The 19,653-nt window shown below is 28.2% G+C and carries 20 protein-coding genes; all 20 read left to right on the top strand.

Annotation, left to right across the window (positions count from 1 at the left end; all coding sequences use genetic code 11):
* Positions 1-1,143, top strand: a complete 1,143-nt coding sequence (locus RMR09_RS02825) for a LegC family aminotransferase (RefSeq protein ID WP_310594305.1) — start codon at positions 1-3, stop codon at positions 1,141-1,143.
* Positions 1,133-1,756 (top strand): acetyltransferase, encoded by a 624-nt coding sequence (locus tag RMR09_RS02830; RefSeq protein WP_310594306.1) that lies wholly within the window; start codon positions 1,133-1,135, stop codon positions 1,754-1,756. Before RMR09_RS02825 ends, RMR09_RS02830 begins: the two co-directional genes overlap by 11 nt.
* Before the next feature lie 2 nt (positions 1,757-1,758).
* On the top strand, positions 1,759-2,775 hold the full coding sequence (neuB, locus tag RMR09_RS02835; protein ID WP_310594307.1) for an N-acetylneuraminate synthase: 1,017 nt from the start codon (positions 1,759-1,761) through the stop codon (positions 2,773-2,775).
* Positions 2,772-3,884, top strand: a complete 1,113-nt coding sequence (gene neuC / locus RMR09_RS02840; RefSeq protein WP_310594308.1) for a UDP-N-acetylglucosamine 2-epimerase — start codon at positions 2,772-2,774, stop codon at positions 3,882-3,884. The genes neuB and neuC overlap by 4 nt, the downstream gene beginning before the upstream one ends.
* Entirely contained in the window at positions 3,871-4,920 is a 1,050-nt protein-coding gene (locus RMR09_RS02845; protein WP_310594309.1) for a nucleotidyltransferase family protein, read from the top strand. The genes neuC and RMR09_RS02845 overlap by 14 nt, the downstream gene beginning before the upstream one ends.
* Positions 4,917-5,603: an acylneuraminate cytidylyltransferase family protein gene (locus RMR09_RS02850; protein WP_310594310.1), complete on the top strand. Its 687-nt coding sequence runs from the start codon at positions 4,917-4,919 to the stop codon at positions 5,601-5,603. The genes RMR09_RS02845 and RMR09_RS02850 overlap by 4 nt, the downstream gene beginning before the upstream one ends.
* Positions 5,603-6,619, top strand: coding sequence for a Gfo/Idh/MocA family oxidoreductase (locus RMR09_RS02855; protein WP_310594311.1), 1,017 nt, complete (start codon positions 5,603-5,605; stop codon positions 6,617-6,619). The genes RMR09_RS02850 and RMR09_RS02855 overlap by 1 nt, the downstream gene beginning before the upstream one ends.
* Positions 6,619-7,365, top strand: a complete 747-nt coding sequence (locus tag RMR09_RS02860; RefSeq protein WP_310594312.1) for a cytidylyltransferase domain-containing protein — start codon at positions 6,619-6,621, stop codon at positions 7,363-7,365. The genes RMR09_RS02855 and RMR09_RS02860 overlap by 1 nt, the downstream gene beginning before the upstream one ends.
* Before the next feature lie 5 nt (positions 7,366-7,370).
* A complete protein-coding gene (locus RMR09_RS02865) occupies positions 7,371-8,720 on the top strand; it encodes a glutamate-1-semialdehyde 2,1-aminomutase (protein ID WP_310594313.1) in 1,350 nt (449 codons plus the stop codon).
* A complete protein-coding gene (locus RMR09_RS02870) occupies positions 8,720-9,502 on the top strand; it encodes a nitrilase-related carbon-nitrogen hydrolase (RefSeq protein ID WP_310594314.1) in 783 nt (260 codons plus the stop codon). The genes RMR09_RS02865 and RMR09_RS02870 overlap by 1 nt, the downstream gene beginning before the upstream one ends.
* 20 nt (positions 9,503-9,522) lie before the next feature.
* Positions 9,523-10,260 carry an oxidoreductase gene (locus tag RMR09_RS02875; RefSeq protein WP_310594315.1) on the top strand — a complete coding sequence of 246 codons (738 nt, stop codon included), beginning with the start codon at positions 9,523-9,525 and terminating at the stop codon, positions 10,258-10,260.
* 55 nt (positions 10,261-10,315) lie between these two features.
* Entirely contained in the window at positions 10,316-11,596 is a 1,281-nt protein-coding gene (locus tag RMR09_RS02880; protein WP_310594316.1) for a hypothetical protein, read from the top strand.
* Positions 11,593-12,552, top strand: a complete 960-nt coding sequence (locus RMR09_RS02885; protein ID WP_310594317.1) for a hypothetical protein — start codon at positions 11,593-11,595, stop codon at positions 12,550-12,552. Before RMR09_RS02880 ends, RMR09_RS02885 begins: the two co-directional genes overlap by 4 nt.
* The gene (locus tag RMR09_RS02890; RefSeq protein WP_310594318.1) at positions 12,539-13,783 is read left to right on the top strand and encodes an O-antigen ligase family protein; all 1,245 of its coding nucleotides are present in this window, start codon (positions 12,539-12,541) and stop codon (positions 13,781-13,783) included. Before RMR09_RS02885 ends, RMR09_RS02890 begins: the two co-directional genes overlap by 14 nt.
* Before the next feature lie 6 nt (positions 13,784-13,789).
* On the top strand, positions 13,790-14,788 hold the full coding sequence (locus tag RMR09_RS02895) for a glycosyltransferase (protein ID WP_310594319.1): 999 nt from the start codon (positions 13,790-13,792) through the stop codon (positions 14,786-14,788).
* Positions 14,785-15,657: a glycosyltransferase gene (locus tag RMR09_RS02900; RefSeq protein ID WP_310594320.1), complete on the top strand. Its 873-nt coding sequence runs from the start codon at positions 14,785-14,787 to the stop codon at positions 15,655-15,657. The genes RMR09_RS02895 and RMR09_RS02900 overlap by 4 nt, the downstream gene beginning before the upstream one ends.
* Before the next feature lie 54 nt (positions 15,658-15,711).
* On the top strand, positions 15,712-16,833 hold the full coding sequence (locus tag RMR09_RS02905) for an aminotransferase class I/II-fold pyridoxal phosphate-dependent enzyme (RefSeq protein ID WP_310594321.1): 1,122 nt from the start codon (positions 15,712-15,714) through the stop codon (positions 16,831-16,833).
* A 95-nt stretch (positions 16,834-16,928) separates the two neighbouring features.
* Positions 16,929-17,576 carry a hypothetical protein gene (locus RMR09_RS02910; protein WP_310594322.1) on the top strand — a complete coding sequence of 216 codons (648 nt, stop codon included), beginning with the start codon at positions 16,929-16,931 and terminating at the stop codon, positions 17,574-17,576.
* 20 nt (positions 17,577-17,596) lie between these two features.
* Positions 17,597-18,775: a glycosyltransferase family 4 protein gene (locus RMR09_RS02915; RefSeq protein ID WP_310594323.1), complete on the top strand. Its 1,179-nt coding sequence runs from the start codon at positions 17,597-17,599 to the stop codon at positions 18,773-18,775.
* Positions 18,772-19,650 (top strand): NAD-dependent epimerase/dehydratase family protein, encoded by an 879-nt coding sequence (locus RMR09_RS02920; protein WP_310594324.1) that lies wholly within the window; start codon positions 18,772-18,774, stop codon positions 19,648-19,650. The genes RMR09_RS02915 and RMR09_RS02920 overlap by 4 nt, the downstream gene beginning before the upstream one ends.
* The last annotated feature ends 3 nt before the right edge of the window (positions 19,651-19,653 follow it).

Here is a 19,653-nt window from a genome sequence, read left to right on the forward strand (position 1 = left end):
ATGCAGCATATTAAAGATACTATTACATTTATTCAAGATATTTATAAAACAAATGAGTTTATTCCTTTACACGCGCCTACATTTAATGGTAATGAAAAGAAGTATTTGCTCGAAACTATAGATTCTACTTTTGTTTCTTCGGTGGGATCTTATGTTGACCAATTTGAAGAAATGATGACTGCAATTACCAAAACAAAAAAATCGGTTGCGGTAGTCAACGGAACTGCTGGAATACAAGTTGCGTTACGATTAGTTGGTGTGAGTGCTGGTGACGAGGTTATTACACAAGCGCTAACATTTGTAGCCACAGCTAATGCAATAGCATACAATAGAGCATCTCCCATTTTTTTAGATGTTGATTTAGATACGATGGGTTTGTCTCCAGAAGCAGTTTCCCAATTTTTAGAAGAATTTGGTGATTTACGCGAAGAAGGCTGTTTTAATAAAAAAACCGGAAAAAAAATCAGTGCATGTTTGCCCATGCATACGTTTGGATTTCCTGTTCATTTGGACGAACTAAAAACAATATGTGATGCTTGGAAAATTCCAATTGTAGAAGATGCTGCGGAATCATTAGGCAGTGAATACAAAAACAAACCTACAGGAAGCATTGGTGAGCTGGGCGTTTTTTCCTTCAATGGAAACAAAATTGTTACTTGTGGCGGTGGAGGTGCAATTGTTACCAATAATGAAAATTTAGGGGTCAAAGGAAAGTATTTAACAACTACAGCAAAAGTACCACATGCATATGAATTTTACCACGACGAATTAGGATATAATTTTAGAATGCCTAATTTGAATGCAGCACTGGCTTGCGCCCAATTGGAACAACTAAATTCATTTCTTATTGACAAAAGAGCATTAGCTGAAGATTACAAATCTTTTTTTGCAACATCAGGAATAAAATTTAGAAATGAATCTCCTCATACCAAAGCCAATTATTGGTTGATGTGCGTGGAATTAGAAAATTTAAAAGAAAGAGATTTGTTTTTGTCAGAAACAAATAATGCAAAAGTAATGACAAGACCGATTTGGCAATTGATGTACCGTTTACCGATGTACCAACATTGCCAAAGAGATGAACAATTAAATGCACAGTTTCTTGAAGAACGCATCGTAAATATACCAAGTAGTGTTAGATAAAAAAACAATTTTAATTGGTTACTCTGGACATGGATTTGTCGTTGCAGATACTGCAATTGAAAATCAATTAGAATTAATTGGATATACTGATATGGAAATAGTTCAAAACAATCCTTTTGGGTTGGACTACCTTGGAAATGAAAGAGAAATTGATTTTTTCGATAATTATAAAGGGGTGAAATTTGTAATAGGAATTGGAGATAATACAATTCGTGAAAAAATATACAACCTTATAGTTGAAAATAAAAGAGAAATTAATACTTTAATATGTAAATCAGCCTTCATTTCAAAAACCGCAAGTATTGGAATTGGCACTTTTGTCAATAAAAATGTTTCTATTAATGCTTTTGCTAAAATTGGAAATAATGTCATTTTAAATACAGCTTGCGTTATCGAGCATGATTGTACAATTGGAGATAGTGCGCATATTGCCCCAGGGGCCGTACTAGCTGGTAATGTAAATATTGGAGACCGTACATTTATTGGAGCAAATGCAGTTGTAAAACAAGGAGTAGTTATTGGCAAAGACGTTGTTGTTGGTGCAGGTTCTGTAGTAATTAATGACATACCTGATGGAAAAAAAATTATTGGAAATCCTAGTCGATTTATTTAATAATGGAAAAAGTTATAATCATAGCCGAAGCGGGTGTAAATCATAATGGCGATATTAATTTAGCGAAACAGCTGATTGATGTAGCTGTGGATGCAGGTGTTGATTATGTGAAATTTCAAACATTTAAGTCAGAAAGCTTGGTTTCAAAATCGGCTAAAAAGGCAGCTTATCAAATAGAAAACACGAAAGACGCAACCGAAAATCAGTTGCAAATGTTGAAGAAACTAGAATTATCCCATCAACAACATATCGAGCTCATTTCGTATTGTAAGCAAAAAAATATTTCCTTTTTTTCCACTGCTTTTGATTTGGAATCATTAGACTATTTAAAAACCTTAGGTCTGTCAATGGTGAAAATACCATCTGGCGAAATCACTAATTTACCTTATTTAAGAAAGGCTGCTACTTTATTTTCTGAAGTAATCATATCTTCGGGAATGTCAACTATAAAAGATATAAATAACGCATTAAATGTGTTTATTGCTGAAGGTATCCCAAAAAATAAAATTTCAATATTACATTGTAATACGGAATACCCTACTCCAATGAAAGATGTTAATTTGCATGCGATGTTAACCATTCAGAAAGAATTTGAAGTGACTATTGGCTATTCAGATCACACCCTTGGAATTGAGGTGCCAATTGCTGCAGTTGCTCTTGGTGCAAAAGTCATAGAGAAACATTATACATTAGACAGAAACTTACCAGGTCCAGATCAATTAGCTTCGTTAGAGCCTAATGAATTGAAAGCAATGGTACAAGCAATACGAAATATTGAGTTAGCTATTTCTGGAAATGGAATTAAGGAACCGAGTGAATCAGAAATGAAGAATATTCAGATTGCTCGAAAAAGCATTGTGGCCAAAACAACTATTTTAAAAGGAGAAGTTTTTTCAGAAATGAATATTACAACAAAAAGACCTGGAAATGGAATTTCTCCTATGCTTTGGGATGAGGTTGTTGGACAGGTTGCGAATAAAGATTTTAATGAAGATGACTTAATTGATTTAGATAAATGAAAATAGGTATCTTAACTAGTTCAAGAGCAGATTTTGGTATTTATTTACCTCTACTAAAAAAGTTAAAGGATGATGTCTTTTTCAACTTGGAAATCATAGCATTTGGAACTCATTTATCAAAAAGTCATGGATATACCTTAACTGAAATTGAAAATAAGGGTTTTAATTGTATCCATACTATTTCATCTTTAATTGCAAATGATGACGAGCAAGCAATAGCTACTTCCTATGCATTAACTGCATTAAAATTTGCAGATTTTTGGCAACACAATAAATTTGATTTAGTTTTCTGTCTGGGAGACCGTTTTGAAATGAGTGCAGCAGTACAATCGGGTATTCCTTTTAATGTGAAATTTGCACATTTACATGGCGGAGAAACAACACTCGGTGCAATTGATAACATATATAGACATCAAATCACTTTGGCATCAAATTTACATTTTACAGCAGGTGACCTATTTTCAGATCGTGTAATCGAGTTAATAGGACATAATAAAAATGTTTATACTGTTGGTTCTTTAAGTTTAAATGAAATAGAAAATTTTCAACCCATTAATAAAACGGAATTTTACAAAAAATTTAATATACCAAATGAGGATTTTGCTTTAGTTACGTTTCATCCTGAAACAGTAAATACAGAAATGAATCAAATATTTGCAAGTGAAATGAGAAAAGCTCTTTCTCAGGTTGCTACAAAATTGTTTTTAGTGATTACAATGCCCAATGCTGATACTATGGGATCCGTTTTTAGAATGGAAATTGAGCAATTAAAAAATGAGTTTTCAACACAAGTTATTTGTATCGAAAATTTTGGAAAAGAAAACTATTTTAGTGCCATGTATTATGCTAAAGTATTAATTGGAAATACATCGAGTGGAATCATCGAGGCCGCCTCATTTGGTAAATATGTTGTCAATGTAGGTGACAGACAAAAAGGACGTATGCAAAGTAACAATGTCATTAACGCGCCTTTTGGTAAACAAGAAATAATAGAAGCGGTTGATAAAACCCTAGTTAACCTAAATTATACTGGAATAAATAATTATTACAATCAGAATTCAGCAGATTTAATTATTAGACATATTAAACAATTCCATGAGGTCATATAGAGAACATTTAATTTTAAGCGGTAGTTCGGTTAAACAAGCACTTGGGGTACTCAATGAATTGTCTCAAGATGCAATATTATTCGTTATTGATGGTAGCGAAAAGTTGATAGGTTCATTAACAGATGGTGATGTACGACGTGGTTTATTGAATGATTTTACTTTAGAAAGTAAAATAGATGAGATAATACAACCAAATCCAAGATTTATTAGAAAAGGGGAATATAATATTCAAAAAATAATTGAATACCGAGAAGAAGATTACAGGGTAATCCCTGTTCTAGATGATAGTAATGTTGTAGTTAATATAATTAATTTTAGACACATCAAGTCCTATTTGCCAATTGATGCTGTAATTATGGCCGGTGGTCGTGGACAACGCTTACAGCCTTTAACAGACACTACACCGAAACCATTATTAAATGTAGGTGATAAACCCATTATGGAACACAATCTTGACAGGTTGGCGATGTATGGCATTGATGATTTTTGGGTTTCAGTTAAATACCTAGGTGATCAAATAAAAAAATATTTTGGCAATGGAAAACATAAGAATATTAGTATAGAATATGTTTGGGAAAACGAACCTTTAGGTACAATAGGGGCAGTAGCTCAGATTAATAATTTCAAACACGATTATGTTTTAGTAACAAATTCGGATCTGTTGACAAATATTGATTATGAACAATTTTTTTTAGAATTTATTAAGCACGATGCAGATTTGGCTGTGTTGACTATTCCTTATCAGGTAGCCATACCTTATGCAGTACTAGAAACTGAAAAAGGAGAAGTGAAAAGTTTCAAAGAAAAGCCTACCTATACTTATTATTCAAACGGTGGTATTTATTTAATGAAAAGAGAAATGTTAGCATATATTCCGAAAAATAACTTTTTTAACGCTACGGATTTAATGCAAGAATTGATTCAAATAAATAAAAAAATTATTTCGTATCCATTTTCAGGCTATTGGTTGGATGTGGGAAAACACGAAGACTTTGAAAAAGCACAAACAGATATTAATAACATTAAATTTAAATGAGAATTTTATATCTCATACCTGCTAGAAAAGGGTCAAAAGGATTACCAGGTAAAAATACCAAGAAACTTGGCGGCAAACCCTTAATTGAGTATACGATTGATTTTGCATTAAATAATATAACGGTAGATGATGAATTGTGTATATCAACTGATGATCTAGAAGTGATTCATATTGCCAAATCTAAAGGTATACCCATTCCATTTATTCGACCTGAGGAGTTGGCAACTGATAACGCATCTAGTCATGATGTAATTATTCATGCAATAAATCATTATGAAAAGTTAAATCAGAATTTTGATGCAGTATTACTATTGCAGCCGACATCACCTTTTAGAATTCAAGATGATTTAGTTCAGTTGAAAAATGCGTTTCAAAATTATACTGATATGGTTGTTAGTGTTAAAATCGCGAAGGATAACCCTTACTATACACTTTTTGAAGAAAATAATAATGGATTTCTTGTTAAATGTAAAGTTGAAAATTTTGACAGTAGACAGGAATGTCCTAAATCGTATTTGATTAATGGCTCAATGTATTTAATTAACATTGAGTCAATTAAAAATTCAAAAATTGTAGATTTCAAAAGAATAAAAAAAATAGTAATGAGTGATCATTTAAGTATAGATATAGACACAGCTTTTGATTTTGATTTTGCAGAGTATTTACTAAAAAAAAATAAATAATGAAAGATTTTATATTAGTTATTGGATTAGGTTCAATGGGCAAAAGAAGAGTTAGAAATTTGCAAGCATTAGGAATTACTAAAATTGTAGGTTTTGATAATAGAAATGACCGTAGAGAAGATGCGAAAAATAAATATCTAATAGATATTGTAGGTAATTTTGATGAAGCTATTGCAAATTATAAATTTGATGCAATTATAATATCATTACCACCTGGAATTCATCATATTTACATGAAAAAGGCAATAGAATTAGGAATTCCTGCTTTTATTGAAGCTAGTGTAGTAGATACTGATTTTGATCAAATGATACAACAAACCAAAGAAAAAAATGTTTTTTTAGCACCTTCATGTACTTTGTTTTTTCACCCAGCAATAAAAAAAATTGCTGAAATTTTGAAAAATAATGAACTTGGTAAGATATCAAATTTTTTATATCATTCTGGACAATATCTTCCTGATTGGCATACTTATGAGGATGTAAGTGAATATTATGTTTCGAACAAAGAGACAGGAGGTGGTCGAGAGATTGTTCCTTTTGAGTTAACATGGATTACTTTAGTATTAGGATTTCCTCAGAGAGTAGTAGGTTTATACAAAAACACAATTCAAATTAAAGGAGCCGATGATATAGATGATACTTATAATTTATTAATGGATTACGGTAAGTCAATATTTAATTTATCAGTTGATGTAGTTTCACGATATGCAACTCGAAGGTTGGTAATCAATGGAGATCAAAAACAATTATACTGGAATTGGGATGACAACATGATTAAAATTTATGATCCAGAGTCAAATTACTGGCAAGAAATAAAATACGAGACAATTTCGGCTCAAAATGGTTATAACAAAAACATAACTGAACAAATGTATATAGATGAAATGTCTACATTTTTAAAAGCAGCTAAAAAAGAAGGTACTTTTCCAAATACTTTAGAACATGATCATCAAGTTTTAAAGGTTTTATATGCTGTTGAAAGTTCGGATAATAATAATGTTATTGAGATAATGTAATGATTGGAGTTTTTATTACTGCGAGATTAGGCTCAACTAGATTGATCGAGAAGCACTTGATACAAGTAAATGGGAAACCTTTTATTAAATGGCTTGTGGAACGTTTTTTAAATGTATTCAAAGAAAATATTGAAAAAAATGAGCTAAAAATATTTATTACGACTTCTGTAAAATCTGAAAACAAAAAATTTGAACTAATTCTTGATACTAATGTGGTAGAAGTTTTTTATGGTTCTGATGAAAACATCCCTTTACGTCATTTAGAATGTGCAATTGAAAATAATATTGATTATATAATTTCTATAGATGGGGATGATATTTTAAGTTCTACAGAAGCTACTAAGTTAGTTATACAAAAACTATTGAACGGTTCTAAAATGGTTCAAACTTCCGGGTTGCCTTTGGGAATGAATGTGACTGGTTATAGTAAAGATTTTTTAAAACAATCATTATTAGGAATTGAAAATGCTAAACTTGAGACAGGTTGGGGTAAGATTTTCGATAATAATGAGATTGATACGATTCAATTAAGAAAAGTTACTAATATTGATAAAATAAGAATGACTTTGGATTATGAACCAGATGCAGATTTTTTTAAAACAGTAATTTCAAAAATAGATGTGAAAAATGTATCGGATGATTATTTAATTGAAAGTATTATAAAAAATAATTGGAATGAAATTAATATACATTTAGATGATATTTATTGGTCAAATTTTTATAAACAAAAACTAGAAGAAAATTGATTGAAATGAGAGAGACTTATTCACACAAGCTACATAAGTTAATACCAGGTGGAGCACATACTTATTCAAGAGGAGATGATCAATTTCCTTATAACGCTCCTTCAATTTTAGAAAAGGGTGAAGGAGCCTATGTTTTCGATCCACAAGGGAATAAGTATTTAGATTATGGCATGGGATTACGCTCTGTAAATATTGGTTATGGGAATAAAGAAATTGCCGATGCCTGTTATGATGAAATTGTAAAAGGAAATAATTTAACAAGAGCATCCTTAACAGAATTAAAGGCAGCAGAGTTATTAGTGGATTTAATACCTTCTGTTGAAATGGTTAAATTTGCTAAGCATGGATCTACAGTAACTACTGCTGCTGTGAAGTTAGCTAGAGCATATACCAACAGAAAATATATTGCAGTTCCTTATGAACAACCATTTTTTTCATTTGATGATTGGTTTATTGGTTCTACTGTGCTAACTAAAGGCACCTTAGAAGAAACAAGTAATTTCACTTTGAAGTTTCATTATAATGATATTAATTCTTTAAATGAATTGTTTGATCAATACAAAGGACAAATTGCAGGGGTTATTTTAGAAGCTGCAACCACCTTAAAACCTTGTGATAATTCATGTAATACTGATATGATTTGCAGTGATTGCCCTAATAATAAAAACAATTTTCTTCAACAAGTTCAAAATAGTTGTAAGAATAATGAAGCTGTATTTATTTTGGATGAAATGATTACAGGTTTTAGATGGGATTTACAAGGAGCACAAACTTTTTTTAATATTCAACCTGATTTATGCACATTTGGAAAAGCAATGGCAAACGGGCAAGCTGTTGCGGCACTTGGTGGTAAATCAGAAATTATGAAATTGGGAGGTATATTGGAAGAGGGTACAGAACGTGTATTTTTAACATCTACTACCCATGGAGCTGAGATGAGTGCACTAGGGGCATTTATGAAGACTATTGAAATAATGAAAAGAGAGAATGTGGTAAATCATTATTGGAATTATGGTAAAAAATTAATTTCAGGAATGAATCAAATTGCAATTGATTTAGATATTCAAGAATTTTTTTGCGTTGAAGGTTATCCATGTTCCCCAAATTATATTACAAAGGATAAAGAAGGTGCTATTTCATTAGCATTTAGAACTTTGTTTGCACAATCAATGCTAGATAAAAATGTATTAATGCCATATATAGCGGTATCATACGCACATCAAGAGGAAGAATTAAAGGTTACATTAGATGCTGTAGAATATGCTTTAGGAATATACAAATTGGCATTAGAAAATGGTTATGAAAATTATTTAAAATCGAATATTATTAAGCCAGTTTTTAGAAAGTATAATTAATGAAAATCGCAACTGTTTCGTTTAACTCTGTTTGGGAAAATAAAAAAGCTAATTTGATACACTTAGAAAGAATTGTCAAATCATTAAAATATAAAGCGGACTTTGTTGTTTTTCCAGAAATGACATTAACTGGTTTTTCAGTATCTAATTTGGATTTTGCGGAAGATTTTACAAATTCTGATTCAATTAGAATAATCAAAAATATAGCTAAAGAAAATCAAATTAATATTGTATTTGGAATGATGATTTCTAAAGGAGTTAATAGATATAACAGCTGTATTGCAGTAAATAGAAACGGAGAAATAGATGGTAATTATGAAAAAATGCATCTTTTCTCATATAGTGGAGAAGATAAATTAATCTCTTGTGGTAATGAAGTTAAAAGTATTCCCTGGAGAGGCGGATGGGGGTTAAGTATCTGTTTTGACCTAAGATTTCCAGAACTTTATCAGAAATTATCGAAAGAGAATTTAATTTTGGTCAATATAGCTAATTGGCCAAAATCAAGAGTTAGTCATTGGAGAACGTTGCTTAATGCTAGAGCTATTGAAAATCAAAGTTTCATGATTGGGGTAAATCGAATAGGAACAGATGGGAATGAATTAGCATATGAAGAAAGTTCTTGTATTTTTTCACCTACCGGTGATAAAATAGAACCTGTTGAAATTGCAGATGAAATTCAATTATTTGATTTGAATTTAGATGAAGCAATAGAATGGCGAAAAAAATTTCCAATTGAAAACGACAGAAGAAACAATATTTATAAAAAATTTTATAATTAAAATATTAATAATACTTAAGAATGTTTTCAATAAAAAATAAAGTAATTGTTATTACTGGAGGGAATGGGTTATTAGGAAAGCAGATGGTTTCTACATTACGAGATCAAGGAGCTGTCGTTATAGCAGCTGATATTTATTTTGAAGAAAAAAATGAAGATGATTTTATATTAGATATTACGGATGAAAATTCAGTAAAAAATGGAGTTGAAGCTATATTTAATAAATACAAAAGATTAGACGGCTGGGTCAATAATGCTTATCCTAGAACTTCTGATTGGGGTAACAAATTTGAAAACATACCTCTTGATTCATGGCGCAAGAATGTTGATATGCATTTGAACGGATATTTTTTATGTTGTCAGGTGGTTTTAGAACAAATGAGAGAGCAGGGGTTTGGATCCCTTATTAATATGTCATCCATTTACGGTTTGGTTGGACCTGATTTTACAGTTTATGAAGGAACTGAAATGACAATGCCAGCTGCTTATGCAGCTATTAAAGGAGGATTAAATAACCTTACCCGCTATTTAGCATCTTATTACGGATCCAGTCAAATTCGTGTAAATACAGTATCGCCAGGAGGTATTTATGATAATCAAGAGGATTCATTTGTAAATAATTATAATAAAAAAGTTCCATTGAAACGGATGGGAAGTCCGAAAGACATTGTTTCGGCAGTTTTTTATTTACTTACTGATGAAGCAAGTTATGTTACAGGTCATAATTTGGTTGTTGATGGCGGTTGGAGTATTATATAAGTAAAAAGAGTTGGGTTAGTTTCCACTTAATATTCCGATTAATTCATAAATTTTAATGAAAAATAATTTAATTAAAATAATTACTTATATTTTTGGAGGTTTTTTTAGTCAATTTTCATTTTTAATTTTTTGGTTTTTTGTAAAAAAAAGAGTCAGCTTAAATGAAATTGGTAAATACCAATTGTGGTTATTTATAATTGATCTACTTGTAATAATTTCTATGCTTGGTATAGATAGTGGTTATGCAAAGTTGTTTTATAATAGTAAAAATAAGGCCCTCGATATATTGTCACTCAAACTAATTAATAGTGCTGCTTTTATATCTGTTTTTTTATTTGGGATTATTTATTTGTTAAATATTATTACAATTCCAGTTGTAAATATTTTTGGTTTATTTATTATATTATTTAGTGTTTTTGTTCAAGTAAATTTTAATTTTTTAATGAATAAACTAGTAGTTATTGGCAGATCAAAAGATTATGTATTGTTTCAAATAAGTCGCTCTCTTTTGATTGTTTTAATTTCAATAATATTAGTTATATTTTTTGAGCAGAGCAGTATTGCCTTGTTTTTAGGACAATTAATTGGACTAGCTCTATTGTTATTATTTTTGGAACGCTCTACAAAAATTGAATTTAATAACACCAAAAGTTATATTGTTGACTCAAAAGAAATTTTACAATATACTCTTCCATTAATGTTAAGTGGAATTATAGGTGTTATTACAGTTTATAGTTCACGATTAATTCTCAGTACTACAGTAACAATTGACCAAGTAGGAGCACTTGGTGTCTATATGGGTTTTTCTTCTCCAATAATTGCAGTAATTGCAGTTATTAATAAATTTTATTATCCTTTTTCAATAAAAAAGTTGTCAAATGACGAGGGTATGAGTAAGCTATATCCCTATTTTTTGTATATCGTTTTAGGTTACATTTTTGTGTTTTATTTAGGTGTTTTGGTTTACTATTTATTTTTACGAGATATCATATTTACAGATAAATTAATAGATAATAGTTTTGTTTTTTTACATATTGCATCCTCAAGTATAATAATTGTATTGTATACTCTTTATTCCCCAATTTTTATTTTTAAAAACAGCAATAAATTATTAATTGTGAATGTAATATCATTAATTATAGGGTCTTTAATTCAATATTTTTTGTTATTGCATTACGGTTTTAAAGTGGTAGGAATTGGAAAAATTTTCATGGATATATTAATTTTAATATTCTCGATGTTATTTTTTAAAAACGAGCATAATTTTAATCGTTACGACTTTATGTTGTTGTTAATTGTACTAATAGCAATTGTACCAATTTTATTTCTTAGATGATGAAAAAAATATTAATAGTTGAAACTGTAGATCGTTTAATGCCTATGTTCATTAAGCTGACAAATGAGTATTTCGGTAGTTGTAATATATATGTTTTACATATTTCAAAAAATTCATTTGAAATAGAAGAATACAATTCGAAATTGATAATTTCAAAAGGCAAATTAAGTCTCCTTTCTGATGAACTATTCAAAATAGGCATTGAATTTGTATGTCTTGATAATTATATTTCTTTTAATAACCTACGTGTAGTAAAAAACATTAAAAATTTTAAAAAAATAATAATTAGTATAGGGTTGTATATAAATCCTGACAAAATTGCATATGCTTTCATAAGATTTGGTTCCACAAATTCATTTTTTGTGAGTTTAGAATCTATTTTTTTTAAAATTAAATATAATATATTTTTACTCAAATTACTATGTTTAGATTCAGCTGAAGATTTTTTTTATAGAGATGCAACTGTTCTTTTTTGGAATCGATTTTCAGAAAATAACTTTAAAAGAGATTATCCAAAGGTGAAAACAGATAATATTTTTCTTTTTGAAAAAGCTAAAGAAAAGTTAAATAACAATTACATTAGTAAAGATGTATTTCGAGTAATATTTACTCCCTCTATATTAGGATCTCAAAATACAAAGAAAACCATAGCTGAATTTACGTATTGGGCTAACCTTGCAAAAGTTATATCATTTGCAAATCCAGAATTTCATTTTGCTATATCAATTCATCCAACTTATAGTAATAAATTACATTTATTTGAGGGTTTAAATAAAAAATTAAAGGTGTTTGATGAAATTTTTTGTGGTTTTAATGTGGAGAATAATAATTATCATTTGTTGATTACGGATATGTCAACTCTTTTTTGGATTGCTCCTCTTTATGGCTTGAGATCTGAAATAGTTGAAAATTTTTTTTTAGACAAAAAAATAATTGGGTATAATGGAATTTATTGAAAAATTATTATTATTTCTATTCATATTAGCCTTGCCTATTCGTCTTTGGGGCATAGAACATGGGTTTTATATTTATGCAATTGATGTTTTTTCTATTCTACTAACAGTTTATTATTACTTTTTTAGATTAACAAACAATAAGTTTAATAGTATTCAAATCTTATTGATATTACATTCATTTTGGATCATTATTATTTCTTTTTTATCTGTAATTATTTATAAGTCAGAATTATCACAAGTTATTAAAGGAGTATTACAATTATTATTATATGATGTGTTTCTAATTTTTTTTGTACAAAAAATGCAAAACCATGCATACAGAAATTTTATATCTAAATTAACTATTGGAACAGGAATAGTAATTGTCCCGTTAAGTTTAATTAATTTTTATACAAACTCTTTTTTTGGTATAGATTTTATCTTTGATTTTGTTAAGTTAATATCTATTGGAAATTTAGAACTCGATGATAATTATTTAAAATTAACTTTTTGGATAAGAAATTCCTCTTTTGCTGGAGAACCTAATTTTTTAGGAATGTATTTTGTTTTCCTTCTTCAAATAATTTTAGTTACCATAAGGAGTTTTTTTTTGAAGCAAATAACTGCAATTGTGTTATTAATTGCAATATTATCTACTTTTAGTAGAGCTGCGATAATTTGTGGTCTAATTGTTTATTTATTCTGGACTCTTTACTATTTTAGAAGAACATCGTTATATGGTAAGATTACTATTTGGATAGTTATTTTAAGTTCTTTTTCTTATTTTTATTTTGGTCAATTAAAAACAACTGATGAGATAGAAAATGCTATTTTATCTATAAATAGTAGGAGTTTTTCTTCCGATAATCAAAGGCTTAATATTTTTAATCAGTCTTTAAATATTTTTTCTGGACATCCATTAGGTGTTGGGCCATCTAACTATTCTGTTTTTGCCAATCGTTTGTATGGGGAGTCAGGCGAACCAAACCCACATAATAGTTATCTTACAATATTAGTTGAAGAAGGTTTACCTGGAATCATATTGATGATGTTGTTACTTATGGATTTAATAATAAAGTTATTTAAGTATACTAATATATATTATGTTATTGGGTTTACTGTTTTTTTATTAGCTATGTTGATTAATGATTTCTATAAAATTTTAGGGTATAAATTTTTTATGTTTTTTTCATTTTTCATTTTTATGAATAATATAAGAGAAATTAATAATTCGAATTCTGTAAAAATATAATCTAAAATGAAAGAAATTAAATGGTTAACGATTTGTATTACAAGTTATAATCGTCCAGAATATTTAAATAAATTATTAGATACGATTTGGAAATTTCCATTTTCTATTAAAGTCATTATTGCAGATGATAAGAGCAGTAGATTAATAGAAATTAATGAAATTATTGATTATTGGAGCCCGAAATTTGACAATAACCTTACATTCTATTCCAATGAGTTTAATTTAGGTGAAGTAGAAAACAAAAATAAGATGTTTTCAATTGTTGAAACTGAATATTTATTATTGATCGGAGATGATGATTTAATAAAGCAAGATGCTTTTGTAAGTGAGCTTGAGTGGTTTGAACAACAACAAAATTTACTTGAAATATATTTGTATGGTTACGATGTAATAAACAATGATGGTAAAGTAAAAAAGAAAAGAAAATCGATTCAAAATATTTATTCCACTAAATTTAATTCAGTTATAAATAAATATTTTATGAATTTTGTGACTTTTCCGTTTTATTATTGTCATCCCGCATTTTATATTATAAAGACAGATTTGGCTAAAGAAATAATATTAGATAGTAGTATTGGTATCGGTGAAGATTATGATTTTTTAATTCGTTTAGTGAATAATCTAGATAGAGTTAATTCATGGGTAATAAGAAACAAAATATTATTTCAATGGAGAAAACATACTGGAAAAGCTGAAAATCAATCGGCTAATATATTTAATCGGTTTTCAACTAAATTTAATATTTGGCAGAAATATAAAAATCTAAATGGTAATATAAAAATTAAGCTTCGTTTTTTCCCTTTTTTAGTATTGCCAATGTATTTTGACAACTATTCATCAAAATTAAATAAACAACAGTTAAATTTTGTTAGTGAACACAATCAGATTTTAAAAAGTAAATTCATCAAATATTCCTTTTTACGTTTTTGGCCTTTCAAAATCATATATAATTTGTTTAAAATAATTGAATATGCCAAAGTACAAATTTTAATTTTTCTCTCATGATTTTCATTATAGTTCCTGTTTATAAAAGATTTAATACTTCAATCAAGTTTTTTAATAGCTTAAAAGCATCTGATAACTATAAAGTTATTGTAGTTGATGATGGATGTGAAGACAATTATAAGGAATTTGCAGATAGTAGGTCAAATTATGATTACGTACTAGGTAGTGGCAGTTTGTATTGGGGAGGAGCTATAAATCTCGGGATAACTTATGTTAAGGCCAAGTATGATTTAAATCAAAATGATTTTATCATTTTGGCTAATGATGATGTGGTATTAAGAGAAGAATCTTTAGACGCTTTAATAGAAAGCAGTAAATTGGGTTATGATATAATACACCCTCTAGTTATTAATAGTAATGGTTTTTGTGTTAGTTCTGGAAGCAAAGTAGTAAGTGAACTTTTATTTATTACAAAACACCCATTTAGGAATATACATATTACTAAAGTTGATAAAGATCAATATGTTAAAATAGATATTTTAACTGGGAGATTTTTGATGGTTCGGGCTAATGTTTTTTTGAATTTTGGAGGAATAAGGACTGAGTATTTCCAACATTATGGAGGTGATTCAGATTTAGGATTAAGGTTAAGGAATATAATTGATTGTTATCTTGATACAAATAGTGTTGTTGAGTTAGATACTACTACAACTGGAGATAATGTGGGTACAGACATTACTTTTATGAAGTTTATAAAATCATTATTTTCTATTCGGAGCTCAAATAATTTGAGAGTTAGAGTATTATTAAATGTACTTAATTTTAATATTTTTATTGCTTTTGTAAATGTAATATTACTCCTGCCAACAATTTCATTTCAAAATTTATACTATTTTATAAAAAATAGATATAGATATTCGAGATCTTGAATATTATATAAATTAACTTTTAAAAAATTAATAGAATTTAAACATTTTAAAAATATGATAAATTTATTTGAACCAAATATAGGAACACAATCATCAGAAAGTTTAAGTCAAGTTTTTACTTCAAAATGGCTTGGGAGGGGAGATTTTGTAAATTCATTCGAAGAAAAACTCACAAAATTCATGAAAATAGATAGTAATTTTCATACTATTTCCTCATGTAGTGATGCTATAATTGGTAGTTTTGAGTTGTTTGACTTTAAGATTGACGATGAAATAATAATGCCTACAAATTCTTTTCCAGTAATTTCTAGCGGTGCTATATTAAAAGGGCTTAAACCAGTAATAGTAGATATTGACCCTTCTACAGGGAATATTGATTTTGAATCTTGTAGAAAAGCATTAAGTACTAGGACTAAAGCTATTTATATAACACATTATGGAGGTATACCTGTTGATATTAAAAAATTAAAAGAATATATAGGGAATGACATAATCATACTTGAGGATTCAGCATGTGCTTTGGGCACTTTTGTGGATAATCAAAGTGTAGGCTCTAATGGAGATTTTTCTTGTTGGTCGTTTGACGCTATGAAATTATTAGTTTGTGGTGAAGGAGGAGCATTTCATATAAAAGATAGTGAGCGTTTCGAACGAGCTTGTGAGTTTTTCTATTTAGGCCTGCCAAAAAATAAAAAAAGTGGTATGGATTCTGCCAAGGATAATGCTAACTGGTGGGAATATGATTTAAAGCGAATCGGAATTAGATCTATTTTTACGAATATAAATGCAGCAATTGGTCTACCAGAATTGGAAAGGCTAAATTTTTATTTAGAACGAAAATCTGAAATAGCTTCTAAGTATGATAATAATTTAAGAGCTGAATTAATTACTCATAGAAACGATTTATTAAAAGATAATGTAACATATTCAAATTATTTTTATACCATTAAAACAGATAAAAGAGATGAACTTGCTAAGTATTTATTAGAAAAAAAAATATATACTAGCCTAAGATATAGTCCTTTACATAAAATGAATTTATTCCAAAAATATGCGGTTGGTGATTTTTTCGGAGCCGATGATTTTTATTCTAGAAGCTTAAACATTCCAATTCACCAATTCTTAAAAGATGGTGATGCTGAGTATATTATTGATAGTATAAACTCTTTCTATTAATGTTTTTCGAGAATTTATAAACTCAATTAAACTTTCTAATAATTTGCCATATTAAATCAAATCTTGATTTTTTTTCTTTTAAATATCTTTAAATTATGATTTTTTTCTTTTCAACATTTAATAAACTTGGAATAACCGATGAAGACTTGAAATTGCATCAAGAAGAATATTTGAAAGCATTCAATTCATGGAAGTCAATATCTTCAAATTCATATTATTTTGTTGATAATTCGATTACTAAAATTTCAGATATTTCAAATAAAAATTTATTGGATGTATGTTGGGATATTCATGATTTTGGGATTGTTATACCGCATATTATTTTATCTAAAGAATATATATCAGATACAATAACCGGTACTTTTGAATTATTTAAATTAACAATAAAATTAATTCTTAATAACAAAATTAAATTTGAGGATGATTATGTTTTTTTCGTTATTGGTAGAAGAGAATTGAGTGGTTCTAACACTATAATCAATATTGATTTTTCGAATAAACAATTTGATTATATTTTTTTAAATGATCCTAATGACAATTATTCTATTTCAGATAATTTATTTATTTGCAAATCTGAATTATTGATGGTAATTAATAATTTTTTATTGATTAATCCTGAAATCGATAATTATCAAAAATTACTGCAGAGATTATATAATGATTCAAAGCTTAGTTCGAAAATAATTTCAAATGTTGGATTATCCTATTACGATCATACAAGTAATAAAAATCTTTTGTATTAAATTTTAAAAAAAATAATTAAATGAAATTATTAATTGTATATCAATATTTTGGTGGTAAAAATACAATGTGGAGTTCTAGAATATATGAAATGGCTCAATATTGGAAAAATCAAGGTGCAGAAATTACAGTAATTACTGCTCCATATTCAAAAAGTGATTTAGGTATACAAAATAAGTTTATTAGTAGGCATAATTATGATGGCTTAAATATCATAGTTATAAATTCACAAGATAACAACAGTTATAGTTTTATAAAAAGAGTATATAATCAATTTATTTTTTCAATAGTATCCATTTATTATTCACTTACATTAAATTATGATATAATTCTTACTAGTTCTGGGCCTATTTTTGTTTCTTTTTCAGGTTTGTTTTCTAAGTTTTTTAGAAAAAAATCTTTTGTATTCGAATTGAGAGACAAATGGCCAGATGGAGCAATTGAATTAGGTCATATAACAAATAGAATCTTAATTTGGGTTTTAAAAAAATTTGAAATATATATATATATAAAATCAGATTTATTAGTAGCTGCTTCAATAGGTATGAAAAATGAAATATTTAGAGAGGGTTTCGAAGGAAATGTTTTTGTAGCTCCTAATTCGTGTGATAAATCATTTTTTAATGATAATCATAAGTTAAATTATAATAGTAGTTCTAAGATATTTATTTATTTTGGATCTTTAGGTGTAATGGATGATGTACAATATTTGGTAGAAGCATTTGAATTGGCTAACATTGATGGTGCTCAATTTTTAATATTTGGTGATGGTGTTGAAAGAATTAAAATTGAATCATATATTTCTAATCGAAAAATTACAAATATAAAGGTGATGGGTATATTACCCAAACAAGAAGTTTTTAAATGGTTACAATTATCGTATGCTTCTTTAATTGCTTATAAAAACTTACCTTCTCTTCAAAATTCTTCTCCAAATAAGTTATTTGATAGTTTAGCTTTTGGAATTCCTGTATTGCATAATACATGGGGATGGATAAAAGACTTATTTGATAGCAATAAAATTGGGTTGTCAGCAAATCCCAATAGTGTTTTAGATATGGCTAATTTAATTAAGTACATATTTAATAATCCAGATCAAAGAGAAATTTTCTCAAAAAATGCATTAAATGTTTCTAATGAAATGTTTGAAAGATCAAAAATTGCTGAAGATTATTTCCAAGAAATGAAAAATCTATTATGAAAATTTTAGTTACAGGTACTACTGGTTTTTTGGGAAACTTTATTACTTTTTATAATTCAACGCATGAGATTTTTAGTTTAAATCGCAATTCAGGTAATTTTATATGTGATTTAGAAATTTCTATTCCAAATATCAATTCTAGATTTGATCTAGTCATTCACAATGCAGGAAAAGCACATTCTATACCCAAAAGTGAAGCTGATAAGCTTACTTTTTTTAATGTTAATGCATGTGGAACGAAGAATTTATTAAAAGGTCTTGAAAATAATATACCAAAGTATTTTGTTTTTATAAGTAGTGTTGCTGTATACGGAAAGGATTATGGATTAAATTTCAACGAAAAAGTGCAACCAAGTGCTAAAGACCCATATGGTTTAAGTAAGATACAAGCTGAAGAATTAGTTTTAAACTGGTGTAAAAAAAAAAAAGTAGTTTGTACTATTCTGAGATTACCTTTGTTAGTGGGTAAAAATCCACCTGGTAATTTAGGTAGTATGCTGAAAGCTATAAAAAAAGGCTATTATTTTAATATTGATGGAGGAAAAGCACAAAAGAGTATGGTACTTGCCGAAGATGTGGCTCGATTTATCCCGATAATAGCTCCAATTGGAGGGATATATAATTTAACTGATGGAGAGCATCCAAGTTTTAAAGATTTAAGTTTAGCAATATCTACACGAAAAATACTGAATTTGCCACTGTTTGTTGCTAAAATTATTGCGAAAATTGGAAATTTATTTGGAAGTAAAGCACCTTTAAATTCAATTAAAATTAATAAAATAACTTCTGATTTAACTTTTGATGATTCAAAAGCAAGGGAATTTGGTTGGAATCCTCAATCCGTATTGGAATATTTAAAACATGAAGATTTGTAATTA

Source organism: Flavobacterium sp., assembly GCF_031537875.1.
GTDB lineage: Bacteria > Bacteroidota > Bacteroidia > Flavobacteriales > Flavobacteriaceae > Flavobacterium.

What these genes read in the sequence shown, in the direction of transcription:
- RMR09_RS02825 (WP_310594305.1), top strand. Translation starts at nt 1, where the DNA reads ATGCAGCATATTAAAGATACTATTACATTTATTCAAGATATTTATAAA.
- neuB (WP_310594307.1), top strand. Translation starts at nt 1,759, where the DNA reads ATGGAAAAAGTTATAATCATAGCCGAAGCGGGTGTAAATCATAATGGC.
- neuC (WP_310594308.1), top strand. Translation starts at nt 2,772, where the DNA reads ATGAAAATAGGTATCTTAACTAGTTCAAGAGCAGATTTTGGTATTTAT.
- RMR09_RS02845 (WP_310594309.1), top strand. Translation starts at nt 3,871, where the DNA reads ATGAGGTCATATAGAGAACATTTAATTTTAAGCGGTAGTTCGGTTAAA.
- RMR09_RS02850 (WP_310594310.1), top strand. Translation starts at nt 4,917, where the DNA reads ATGAGAATTTTATATCTCATACCTGCTAGAAAAGGGTCAAAAGGATTA.
- RMR09_RS02855 (WP_310594311.1), top strand. Translation starts at nt 5,603, where the DNA reads ATGAAAGATTTTATATTAGTTATTGGATTAGGTTCAATGGGCAAAAGA.
- RMR09_RS02860 (WP_310594312.1), top strand. Translation starts at nt 6,619, where the DNA reads ATGATTGGAGTTTTTATTACTGCGAGATTAGGCTCAACTAGATTGATC.
- RMR09_RS02865 (WP_310594313.1), top strand. Translation starts at nt 7,371, where the DNA reads ATGAGAGAGACTTATTCACACAAGCTACATAAGTTAATACCAGGTGGA.
- RMR09_RS02870 (WP_310594314.1), top strand. Translation starts at nt 8,720, where the DNA reads ATGAAAATCGCAACTGTTTCGTTTAACTCTGTTTGGGAAAATAAAAAA.
- RMR09_RS02875 (WP_310594315.1), top strand. Translation starts at nt 9,523, where the DNA reads ATGTTTTCAATAAAAAATAAAGTAATTGTTATTACTGGAGGGAATGGG.
- RMR09_RS02880 (WP_310594316.1), top strand. Translation starts at nt 10,316, where the DNA reads ATGAAAAATAATTTAATTAAAATAATTACTTATATTTTTGGAGGTTTT.
- RMR09_RS02885 (WP_310594317.1), top strand. Translation starts at nt 11,593, where the DNA reads ATGATGAAAAAAATATTAATAGTTGAAACTGTAGATCGTTTAATGCCT.
- RMR09_RS02890 (WP_310594318.1), top strand. Translation starts at nt 12,539, where the DNA reads ATGGAATTTATTGAAAAATTATTATTATTTCTATTCATATTAGCCTTG.
- RMR09_RS02895 (WP_310594319.1), top strand. Translation starts at nt 13,790, where the DNA reads ATGAAAGAAATTAAATGGTTAACGATTTGTATTACAAGTTATAATCGT.
- RMR09_RS02900 (WP_310594320.1), top strand. Translation starts at nt 14,785, where the DNA reads ATGATTTTCATTATAGTTCCTGTTTATAAAAGATTTAATACTTCAATC.
- RMR09_RS02905 (WP_310594321.1), top strand. Translation starts at nt 15,712, where the DNA reads ATGATAAATTTATTTGAACCAAATATAGGAACACAATCATCAGAAAGT.
- RMR09_RS02910 (WP_310594322.1), top strand. Translation starts at nt 16,929, where the DNA reads ATGATTTTTTTCTTTTCAACATTTAATAAACTTGGAATAACCGATGAA.
- RMR09_RS02915 (WP_310594323.1), top strand. Translation starts at nt 17,597, where the DNA reads ATGAAATTATTAATTGTATATCAATATTTTGGTGGTAAAAATACAATG.
- RMR09_RS02920 (WP_310594324.1), top strand. Translation starts at nt 18,772, where the DNA reads ATGAAAATTTTAGTTACAGGTACTACTGGTTTTTTGGGAAACTTTATT.